Genomic DNA, 11,063 nt, shown 5'->3' on the forward strand with positions numbered 1-11,063 from the left:
TAAGCCGTATTTTGGAAGATTGTTTTCCCATCCTTCAGGAAGACGGCCTTCTATTGCGTCAGTAAGCTCTGTCGCTAATTCAGGGTAAGCAGCCGCATAGCCTTTTAGCAATGCATCCCATTCACCTTGCTTCTTCTCGCCCGCTTCTTGAATCACAGAGCGGAAATGTGCGTATACTTCTTCAGGCACGTGGAATTCTTGTTCGAAATTCCAACCATAAGCTTCTTTTGTTAATTGTGTTTCAGACTTACCAAGCGGAGAACCGTGGGAAGCAGATTTTCCGGATTTATTTGGAGAACCGAAACCGATGATTGTACGTACTTCGATTAATGTCGGACGGTTTTCGTCGCTCTTTGCTTCTTCGAGTGCTTTTGCAATCGCAGCAACATCCATTCCGTCTTCTACACGAATATATTGCCAGCCGTATGCTTCGTAACGGCCTTTTACACTTTCAGAGAAGGAACGATCTAAATCGCCATCCAAGGAAATATCATTGGAATCGTACAATACAACCAAACGGCCTAAACCTAAATGCGCCGCCAAAGAGGATGCTTCAGCAGAAACACCTTCCATTAAGTCGCCGTCTCCGCAAATTACGTATGTATAATGATCTACTACGTTGTATGCTTCTCGATTATATTTTGCAGCTAAGTGGCGCTCCGCCATAGCCATACCTACAGCTGTAGCAATCCCTTGTCCAAGTGGTCCTGTTGTACAATCTACGCCAGGAGTATGATCGTATTCTGGGTGTCCTGGTGTTTTGCTTCCCCATTGACGGAAGCTTTTTAGATCATCTATCGTTACATCATAGCCAGATAGGTGAAGCATGCTGTATAGCAACATGGATCCATGACCTGCAGAAAGTACAAAACGGTCACGGTTAAACCATTTTGGATTGCGCGGATTGTGATTCATAAATTGTGACCATAATGTATACGCCATTGGTGCTGCACCCATCGGCATCCCAGGATGTCCTGAGTTTGATTTTTCAATCGCATCAATGGAAAGCGTACGAATTGTATTGATAGAAAGTTGTTCAATTGAATGTGACATAGTTTTCTCCCTTTCAAAAATAATAGACAATTAACACACTCTATATGATAGCTTGCCACACTTAATTATACAACATGTATTGGCAATATTTATTGAAAAGACATTATAATTTTTCAAATATAACAAAAATTACAGAAATTCATACAGTACCAAAAATACAGTCTATTTGTAATTTCAAGGCTAGTATCCTTGCAAGAAGCACCAACTAAATACCACTTTTAGCCTGGTTCTCTCAATCTCTCATGCAAAAAGAGACGAGTTTCCTCGCCTCTTTTTAGTGCAACATGCTTTTTCCTTGCTGCTTGAGCTTCTTTAATTTCCCAGGAGTAATATCATTTCCTTTATCATCAACAACTTTTACAGACTTTAATTGATCTAACATATGCCCACGGAAGGTTTGCAAATACTCTTTACGAAGTTCCTGCTGTTCTTGCTGCTCCTCCTTCGTTAATCCTTCCGCTTTTGCTTTATTAGCTAACGCATTAATGCGACTTATTTTTTCAGGACTTAACATAGTTCCTCTCTCCTTTTCTAAGCACTACGTACCCATCTTATACTAGTTATTTTGAGATATCAAGCTGCTGCTTCATATACTCTGTGTAGCGACGGTGCACCGTTGCTTTGGATACATCGTGGCCGAATCCCCTCAGCGTTGCCGCAATTTCCGCAAATGTAAGCTCATTGCGACGCAAGCGGACAATCTCTTCAATCGGTACTTCTATTTTATCACGCCCGCTGTTTATATGCTGATTCTTTAAATTGCGTTCTGGGCGAAAGCCATTATCGACAGCGCGTCTCATTCCTCTTTTGATTTTGGCATTATGAATCTTCCGCTGATATTCCTCGACAATCCCGATAATTTCAAGAACCATTGAATCCGAATCAGATAACTGCAATTCCCCGTTATGTGTGTGCGTATACACAATTACGCCTTCCTTTCGCAAGCAATGCATGAGTGCGATTTTTGCATTCCCTCTGCCAAGACGCGTTTCATCCTGAATTAACACTGCCTCTGCCCGTTGTTCTTTAATTGTATCCAGCACTTCCAAAATACCTTGCCGATCTATTTCATAGCCGCTCGCTTGCTCTTCCACCACACCGACAACTTGCATGTTATAAGCACCGGCAAGCTCCCGCAGCTCTTCTTTTTGTCTCTCTAAAGATGTTTCCTGCGCTTCTTTTTTTGTGCTTACGCGCGCATAAATAATTGCTCTCATCCGCTCACTCTCCCTCTCTGTACAGTATATCATACTATACCCAACTGTTCGAACTTACGTTTGTGAAAACAATCTTTTCATGCTATAATGAAATAAAAAGCTCTTATACAAAGCGAGGTGTAAATATGGAAAAACTATCAAAAAGACAGCTTGATATACTCAACTTCATCAAGCAAAAGGTACAAGAAAAAGGGTATCCGCCTTCTGTACGTGAAATTGGGCAAGCGGTTGGTCTTGCTTCTAGTTCTACTGTACATGGTCACTTATCGCGTTTAGAAGAAAAAGGGTATATTCGACGCGACCCAACAAAGCCTCGCGCCATCGAAATATTAGGGGAGGATGGACCATCCACCGTAATGAAATCCGTTGTACACGTTCCGATTATCGGAAAAGTAACAGCAGGTCCGCCCATTACAGCTGTTGAAAATATTGATGAGCATTTCCCATTGCCGGCCAATTTAGTTCCCGAAAACGATTCTGTTTTCATGTTAAAGATCGCTGGCGACAGCATGATTGAGGCAGGAATTCTCGATGGCGACCTCGTTGTCGTTCGCCAGCAAACATCCGCCAATAACGGAGAAATTGTGGTAGCAATGACAGAGGAAAACGAAGCAACAGTAAAACGTTTCTATAAAGAAGCGGAACACTTCCGCCTGCAGCCAGAAAACTCTTCACTGCAGCCGATTATTTTACAACATGTTTCCATTATCGGAAAAGTCATTGGCGTATATCGAAATATCCATTAAAAGAGCTTCCAAGAGCTCTTCTTTTTTATTATTCCAAGAAATCTTTTCAACTATTTTAATATTTCTATTTTTCAGATATTATCTATCTTCTTTCTACACATGCGTTTATATGACAAAATTTACCGTTTAAATCCCTGAATATCAATCATTCTTTTTCACTGACAAGCTTGCCTTTCTAATTTGCATATCCATTTGTAATATTTAAGCAGAATAAAAAAAAGTACAGGATCCACTAGTGCTGCGTGCCACAATCTCCACCACCCATAATGAAAGTATCCCCACGGTTCAGGAAGTAACGTGATGGTTTCATACACTAAAACACCTAGTGTCCAGACAACAATATACACAACCTTTTTCCTCATTCCATATTCAAACGGATATCCATTCAAAAACATCATGTTAACAGGTGAAATCAATACTGTATGCGGAAGAAGCCCTAGCCAATCTGCCCCTTTGTCAAAATACCAATAACCATAATACTTAAATTCTAACATAAAATCAAAGATGCATTGGAACGCAATTGTAAATGTCCAAATATGAACAACTTGATTTGTTGTTAGCCTTTTATTTAGCTTAAAGGCTAGGATATTAAATACAATGATTGCGATAATACATCCTATCATTAGATTCTTCCTTTTTTTCTTAGTATACGCCATGTGGCTCATTACAATACATTGCATCCCTTTTTAATGCAAAAGCAAAAAACAGCCAAAAACCTTCTTAATATATAGTGATATCTAAGGTTTACGGTCCGAACTCCTTAATTAAATCGTTCATTATAGGATAAGCATTACTGCACCGAGAGTAATTACAGCACCGCCAATCATTGTATTTTTAGAAGCTTTCTCTTTTAAGATGATGAAGCTGAGAATTATTATAATAACAGCACTTCCCCTAACAAAACTTGCAGCGACTGGATCAAAAAAGCAGATAAAACGACAGTAAGCGACCTCGTCTATCCATACTGGAATGACAAGGTCGCTTACACTATTTCCTCATTCATTTTTTCGAAGTCCTTTCCATGCTTTTCTCTTTAAGAGAACCCCTCCTTGACTCGAGATTTGTTCAAAACTCATGTCTGGGTTCCTACCCGGTCTATGTAATTAAACCTTCGCCTTACTTACTTCATTGGAATCACCTTTTCCTTAGTTAGGTTAGCCGTTTCCCATGTACATCTCTGCACACTTCGCCTTTCTCTATCCCACTGGAATCACCTTTTCCTTAGTTAGGTTGGCTGCTTCCCGTGTACATCCCTGTACACTTCGCCTTTCTCTATCCCACTGGAATCACCTTTTCCTTAGTTAGGTTGGCTGCTTCCCATGTACATCTCTGCACACTTCGCCTTTCTCTATCCCACTGGAATCACCTTTTCCTTAGTTAGGTTGGCTGCTTCCCGTGTACATCCCTGTACACTTCGCCTTTCTCTATCCCACTGGAATCACCTTTTCCTTAGTTAGGTTGGCTGCTTCCCGTGTACATCCCTGTACACTTCGCCTTTCTCTATCCCACTGGAATCACCTTTTCCTTAGTTAGGTTAGCCGTTCCCATGTACATCCCTGTACATTTCGCCTTTCTCTATTTTACTAAACTCACATCCTTTTCTGATGTTTTTGATTCGTTTGTATTACTTGTCTTTATCATACATCTTAAGTCGAATTTTGTAAATACTAAAGATTATAAATTTTCTAAATATTCTTATTATATGTGAATAAATGGCAGCTGGATAAGAACAGCCTAAGACGAAACAGCTCAAGATAAATAATAGAATGTTTATGGCAGATGAAAGAGCAGTGGACAATTACATATGAAGTTTCTTTTTTATGTCACTAAATCTTACTAAAAACATATCACATATGTCCTAAAATAAGGTACAATCTAAATGTAGAGCTACAAAACAAAGGGGGAATATGAAAATGGAGAAAATAATTGAACGTAGTCCCGCTGTTAAGCTTTTGGAGAAACATTGCCCTAGTTGTGAAAAGAATACTCAACATGAGTATAGCAGCTGGCATCCTAGTGATCTCGAGATGCTCCGTGTATTCAACGCCCGCGCAACAATAACGACCTGTAAAGATTGCGGGGAAGCATCTTTACAGACTGAATTTCTTGATGGATTGCTTTTACGCTGATTTTTGATAGATAGATAGATGGAGACGCTGGAAATAGCGTCTCTTTTTTAGTTGCCCTCTCTCAAAGGTCCTATGCACTAAGCTTGAAATAATTAGCAAGATCCATATGGCGAGCCTTGCCCTTGGGTGAAGACACAGAGGCGTAGTTGCACTTATACTTATATTTTATTCCTAGAATGTCTCACTACGTCGAATAGTCCCCTGGCTAGAAATTTATGCTTAAATTATAAAAAAAGCCCCAACCCCAGTAGGGTCAAGGCTTTTCGTTTTTAATATACGCTCATATACTGATCGCGTTCCCATTGGTGAACTTGTGTGCGGAACATATCCCACTCAATTTCTTTTGCTTCAATGAAATGCTCAAGCAAATGCTGTCCTAACGCGTTACAAATAACCTCATTTGTTTTCAAGTTGTCGAGCGCTTCTGCCAATGTAGCCGGTAAGTCTACAATACCTGCTTTTTCGCGCTCTGATTTTGTCATCACATAAATGTTGCGGTCTACTGGAGCCGGTACTGCAACTTTATTTTTAATGCCATCAAGACCAGCAGCAAGCAATACTGCCATTGCCAAGTATGGATTTGCAGCAGGGTCTACACTGCGCACTTCAACACGCGTGCTCAAACCGCGAGAAGCAGGGATACGAATTAACGGACTGCGGTTGCGAGCAGACCAAGCTACATAGCAAGGTGCTTCATAACCAGGCACAAGTCGCTTATACGAGTTTACTGTTGGGTTTGTAACCGCAGTGAAGCTCGTTGCATGCTTTAATATACCAGCAAGAAAATGACGGGCAACTTCGCTTAATTGTAATTCGCTGCTTGGATCATAGAATGCATTTTCATTGCCGCGGAATAAGGATAGGTTGCAGTGCATACCGGATCCATTCACTCCAAATAACGGCTTCGGCATGAACGTTGCATGCAAACCATGTTTACGAGCGATTGTTTTTACAACAAGCTTAAATGTTTGAATATCATCACAAGCTTTTAACGCATCAGCATATTTAAAGTCAATTTCATGCTGACCTGGCGCTACTTCATGGTGAGATGCTTCAATCTCAAATCCCATTTCTTCAAGCTCAAGCACGATATCGCGTCGGCAGTTTTCGCCTAAATCTGTTGGCGCAAGGTCAAAATAACCGCCGTTATCATTCAGCTCTAGAGTTGGGTTGCCCTTTTCATCTACCTTGAAAAGGAAGAACTCCGGCTCTGGTCCAAGGTTAAAGTGCGTAAATCCAAGCGCTTCCATTTCCTTCAAAATGCGCTTTAAGTTATTGCGTGGATCACCTTCGAATGGTGTACCGTCCGGATTGTAAATATCACAAATCAAACGGGCAACTTTTCCTTTTTCTGGAGTCCAAGGGAAAATAACCCAAGTATCTAAATCTGGATATAAATACATATCCGACTCTTCAATACGAACAAATCCTTCAATTGAAGAACCATCAAACATCATTTTGTTTCCTAATGCTTTTTCTAACTGGCTAACAGGAATCTCAACATTTTTGATAATGCCTAGAAGATCTGTAAATTGCAGGCGTATGTACTTTACATTTTCCTCGTTTGCGATACGAAAAATATCATCCTTTGTGTACTTTGCCATCGTTTCCTTCCTCCTAATCCCTAGCATTTTATGTAAAACAAATAGCAATTCCCATATTAATGAAAGAATCGAGACATATCTCCTTGGCGCATCGAGGTTCGATTAAATCGACCTGCTTGCTGAAGCTCATCGCGAAGAAGCTTGCGCAACTCTGCATCAGACAATTGCTTCGGTATTTCCTGCTGCACTGCTGGAGCAGGCTGTACCTGTGCCTCGGTATCCTCTTTCAATTGTAGCACCTGCTTAATACCAGCTAAGTTTAAGCCTTGATCAAGCAAGTCCTTGATTTCAAGCAATTTATCAACATCATTAAATGAGAAAAGCCGACGATTGCCCTCAGTTCGGACAGGTGAAATTAAATCATGCTCTTCGTAATAACGAATCTGGCGGGCGGACAGCTGCGTCAAATTCATGACAATACCGATGGGAAACAATGGAGTAGAACGCCGATCATGTGTGTGCACTTCGGTTCCTCCTTCGCCTTATAACATATCTTTATTTTATAACACGCTATGTAACATGTCAATTAATGTTACTCTTTGTGATACCTTCCAACAGCGTGTCTCTTCCCATCGCGCCCTCTGTTATCATATGCATTTGGCTTCATTTTATCCTGCTTGCTTCTATGTCGTTTGCTCTAGCTGCAGCAATCCTTTTTGCAAAAGTTCATCAATGGCAGAACAAATCGCAATTTTTACATGTGAGTAGGTAAGTCCGCCTTGGACATAGGCTACATATGGAGGGCGAATCGGACCATCTGCCGATAGTTCGATGCTTGCCCCTTGTATAAATGTTCCTGCCGCCATAATCACATCATCCTCATAGCCCGGCATATAGTTGGCATATGGTTTAAAGTGTGAATTGATGGGCGAGGCATATTGAATAGCCTGACAAAACGCGATCATCCGGTCTGCATCATCAAATTGAACAGACTGAATGAGATCAGTCCGCGGCGTATCCCAGCGAGGTGATGTATTCATTCCAAGTTCCTCTAAAAATGCAGCTGTAAACACAGCGCCCTTTAAGGCCTGTGCGGTCACATGCGGTGCCAAGAAAAAGCCTTGATACATTTCCTGCAGGCTATACAGCGATGCACCTGCTTCTGCTCCGATGCCTGGAGATGTTAAACGGTAGGCGCACGCCTCTACATACTTCGCTTTCCCAACAATATAGCCTCCTGTTTTCACAATGCCACCGCCAGGGTTTTTAATAAGCGATCCGGCCATTAGATCCGCGCCAACGTGACATGGTTCAATCTCCTCGACAAACTCTCCGTAGCAATTGTCCACAAATACGATAACGTCAGGCTTAATGCTTTTTACAAAATCAATCATCTCTTTAATTTCGGTCACCGTAAATGATGGACGAGTTGCGTAGCCCTTTGAGCGCTGAATACCAATCATTTTAGTCTGCTCGCCAATTGCTTCTTTGACCGCTGGCAGATCGACTTTTCCTTCAGCAGTTAAATTGACAGCACGATAGCCTATTTGAAATTCTTTAAACGAACCAATGCCTTTTCCTCGTATCCCGACAATTTCTTCTAACGTATCATACGGTTTTCCCGTAATATACAGCAATTCATCGCTAGGACGTAAAATACCGAATAATGCGGTAGAAATAGCATGCGTTCCCGAAATAATTTGCGGCCTTACAAGCCCTGCTTCTGCGCCAAATACGTCTGCATAGACCTGTTCAAGCGTATCCCGTCCAATATCATCATATCCGTATCCTGTTGTCGGAATAAAATGCGAGTCACTTATTTTATGCTGACGAAAGCTCTCAAGCACTCGAAACTGATTGCTTTCGGCTACTTCATCCATACCTTTATGTACTGCTGCAATCTGTTGCTCTACTTTTGCTACAATCGGAGCTATTTTCTCTCCGTACTGAAATCGATTAAACATCCGTTTTCTCTTCCCCTTTTCTTGCTGTATATCTTTGAATCTGTCCATTCAGTGGAGAGTTCGGGAATACATATCCCTTGCACGTATATGTATGTTCCTCTTCATCAAACACCGTTTCCTGTAAAACACTATCTGTCTTTAATAAATGGAGCAGGCGTCCTTCCGTTGCAGGAACAGAAACATGGTACGGCTTCATAAGCTGCAGCATATCCCGTTCAATAGTATGGCGCAGTCTCTCCAAATCTTGTTGCTCAAACGCACTTATTACAATATGTTCTCCCTTCGGAGACGGTAAAAAAGATGGATGCTGCACATCTTTTTTGTTGTAGACAGTAAGGGATGGAATTTTCTCTACCTCAAGTTCATGCAGCAGCTCCCGCACTGTTCGCTCATGACCAACATAATTCGCATCTGACGAGTCTACAATATGTAAAACAAAATCTGCTTCATTCACTTCCTCGAGCGTAGAACGAAATGCCGCAACAAGCGATGTCGGCAAGTCCTGAATAAATCCGACCGTGTCCGTCAAAAGCACCGTATAGCCGCATGGCAGCTGCATTTTGCGTGTTGTCGGATCGAGTGTGGCAAATAACAGGTTTTCTTCAAATGTATCCGCTGCTGTCAGTCTGTTAAACAGCGTCGATTTTCCAGCATTCGTATAACCAACAAGCGAAATCTGGAACGTGCTGTTTTGTTTACGACGTTCGCGGTAACGAGAGCGATGCTCAACAATCACAGCGAGCTGCTGTTTAATTTCATTAATACGCGAGCGGATATGACGGCGATCCGTTTCTAGCTTTGTTTCCCCTGGACCCCTTGTCCCGATACCGCCCCCAAGACGGGATAGTGCCTCTCCTTGTCCAACAAGACGCGGGAGCGCATACTGCATCTGTGCAAGCTCTACCTGCAGCTTCCCCTCTCTCGATTTCGCACGCTGAGCGAAAATATCCAAAATCAGCTGCGTCCGGTCAATTACTCTCGCATCCAACTCCTTTGACAGGTTGCGAATTTGGCTCGGTGTTAACTCGTTATTAAAGATAACGATGTCCGGCTCGAGTTCATCTACAAGAGCTACAAGCTCCTCTAGCTTTCCTTTACCGATATATGTAGCAGGGTGAAACCTTGGGCGCTTTTGCGTTGTCGTAACGAGCACCTCAGCTTGTGCCGTTTTAGCGAGCGAAGCAAGCTCTTCCATTGAATATATAAACCGTTCTTCATCATCATGCGGCAATTGACAACCGACTAAAATTGCTTTTTCTTTCAAAATATCTTCACTCTTTCTTTTCGAAAGTTCAACCTTCTACTATAATAGCAGAGGAGGCATTATTCATCCAGTTGCTTATCACATAAGGGGAGAGGATTTTTAACGTGACTTGGGAAATTTTCGGGATTATCGGAACGATCGCTTTTTCTATCAGCGGCGCTATTGTTGCCATGGAAGAAGAATATGATTTGTTTGGCGTGTATATTTTAGGCATGGCCACAGCATTTGGCGGTGGAGCGATACGCAACCTGTTAATAGGATACCCGCTTGATGCATTTTGGAAACAGGATTCCTTATTTCAAATTGCACTTTTATCTATGACTATCATTTTCTTGTTTCCAAATAAACTTATGAAGCATTGGAAGCGTTGGGAAAATATTACTGACGCTATTGGTCTGTCCGCATTTGCCATTCAAGGGGCATTGTATGCACAGCAATTACACCTGCCAATCAGTGCGACAATTGTAGCGGCGGTCTTAACAGGAACTGGCGGCGGCATGCTGCGTGATATTTTAGCAAAGCGCAAGCCGCTCGTGCTGCGTGCAGAGGTATACGCGCTTTGGACAATCCTTGCGGGCTTTGCCGTTGGTTCTGGCATCGTTCATACTGCGGTTGGTATGTACGGATTATTTGTTCTCATTGTTGTCTGCCGGATGCTATCTGTGCAGTACAACTGGAAGCTTCCGCATAAATCACTTACAAATCAGCCGTATTAAGACAAGCTCCAAAAGCTGATACAACCTATTTTTAGAAGGGCACTGAAAACTAACAGTCAGTTCCCAAAAACGTATGAAAAAGACGACATTTCACTCATGTCGTCTTTTTTCTGCACATGTTCTACTTGTAATTGTTTATGTTTTCTCCATCAGTTGTTCGATGCCATCAGCCAGTTCAATCGCTCCTTGATTTGTGGATACTCGCAAAGATCCGCTTCCTTCTCCATATCTTCTACGAACTTCTGGCAATACACGATTATAATATACGATTTTACACATAATGAGATTATGCATTACCTTCCACAGTGAACTACCCACCACTTATCCGCTGCGCGTCTTGAAGTGGGGGCTTCGAAAGACAAACAACATCTTTCTCTTTTATTACTACTTCACTCACAAACCTAACGGTTCATGTCCATAGTCTTGAATT

The 11,063-nt window shown here is 41.9% G+C and carries 11 protein-coding genes; 2 read left to right on the forward strand and 9 right to left on the reverse strand.

Annotated features, from left to right (window positions below; all coding sequences use genetic code 11):
* The 3 genes from EP737_RS24335 to EP737_RS24345 form a co-directional block, all read right to left on the reverse strand.
* The coding region (locus EP737_RS24335; RefSeq protein ID WP_246040365.1) for a thiamine pyrophosphate-dependent enzyme at nt 1-1,053 on the reverse strand (1,053 nt) is incomplete at its 3' end.
* A 274-nt stretch (nt 1,054-1,327) separates the two neighbouring features.
* Nucleotides 1,328-1,567 (reverse strand): DUF896 domain-containing protein, encoded by a 240-nt coding sequence (locus tag EP737_RS24340; RefSeq protein WP_129731883.1) that lies wholly within the window; start codon nt 1,565-1,567, stop codon nt 1,328-1,330.
* Nucleotides 1,568-1,613: 46 nt separating this feature from the next.
* The gene (locus EP737_RS24345) at nt 1,614-2,270 is read right to left on the reverse strand and encodes a YneB family resolvase-like protein (protein ID WP_129731885.1); all 657 of its coding nucleotides are present in this window, start codon (nt 2,268-2,270) and stop codon (nt 1,614-1,616) included.
* 125 nt (nt 2,271-2,395) lie between these two features.
* On the opposite strand from EP737_RS24345, the gene lexA reads away from it, so the two are divergent.
* Nucleotides 2,396-3,016, forward strand: coding sequence for a transcriptional repressor LexA (gene lexA, locus EP737_RS24350; protein WP_129731887.1), 621 nt, complete (start codon nt 2,396-2,398; stop codon nt 3,014-3,016).
* Between the two features lie 155 nt (nt 3,017-3,171).
* Here lexA and EP737_RS24355 read toward each other — a convergent pair whose 3' ends face one another.
* The 5 genes from EP737_RS24355 to hflX all read right to left on the reverse strand — a co-directional run bounded on the left by EP737_RS24355 (nt 3,172) and on the right by hflX (nt 9,917).
* Nucleotides 3,172-3,639 (reverse strand): hypothetical protein, encoded by a 468-nt coding sequence (locus tag EP737_RS24355; RefSeq protein WP_129731889.1) that lies wholly within the window; start codon nt 3,637-3,639, stop codon nt 3,172-3,174.
* 1,775 nt (nt 3,640-5,414) lie between these two features.
* Nucleotides 5,415-6,749, reverse strand: a complete 1,335-nt coding sequence (gene glnA / locus EP737_RS24360) for a type I glutamate--ammonia ligase (protein WP_129731891.1) — start codon at nt 6,747-6,749, stop codon at nt 5,415-5,417.
* Between the two features lie 56 nt (nt 6,750-6,805).
* The gene (locus tag EP737_RS24365) at nt 6,806-7,162 is read right to left on the reverse strand and encodes a MerR family transcriptional regulator (protein WP_129731901.1); all 357 of its coding nucleotides are present in this window, start codon (nt 7,160-7,162) and stop codon (nt 6,806-6,808) included.
* A gap of 210 nt (nt 7,163-7,372) precedes the next feature.
* Nucleotides 7,373-8,653: a methionine gamma-lyase family protein gene (locus EP737_RS24370; RefSeq protein ID WP_129731893.1), complete on the reverse strand. Its 1,281-nt coding sequence runs from the start codon at nt 8,651-8,653 to the stop codon at nt 7,373-7,375.
* The gene (gene hflX / locus EP737_RS24375) at nt 8,646-9,917 is read right to left on the reverse strand and encodes a GTPase HflX (RefSeq protein ID WP_425455963.1); all 1,272 of its coding nucleotides are present in this window, start codon (nt 9,915-9,917) and stop codon (nt 8,646-8,648) included. Before hflX ends, EP737_RS24370 begins: the two co-directional genes overlap by 8 nt.
* A 104-nt stretch (nt 9,918-10,021) precedes the next feature.
* Between hflX and EP737_RS24380 the strand changes: the two genes are divergently transcribed.
* Nucleotides 10,022-10,633, forward strand: a complete 612-nt coding sequence (locus EP737_RS24380) for a trimeric intracellular cation channel family protein (RefSeq protein ID WP_129731897.1) — start codon at nt 10,022-10,024, stop codon at nt 10,631-10,633.
* Nucleotides 10,634-10,768: 135 nt separating this feature from the next.
* Here EP737_RS24380 and EP737_RS24385 read toward each other — a convergent pair whose 3' ends face one another.
* Entirely contained in the window at nt 10,769-10,951 is a 183-nt protein-coding gene (locus EP737_RS24385) for a hypothetical protein (RefSeq protein WP_129731899.1), read from the reverse strand.
* Nucleotides 10,952-11,063: the final 112 nt, after the last annotated feature.

It is taken from the genome of Ectobacillus funiculus (assembly GCF_004138295.1).
In the GTDB taxonomy this organism is placed as follows: domain Bacteria; phylum Bacillota; class Bacilli; order Bacillales; family Bacillaceae_G; genus Ectobacillus; species Ectobacillus funiculus.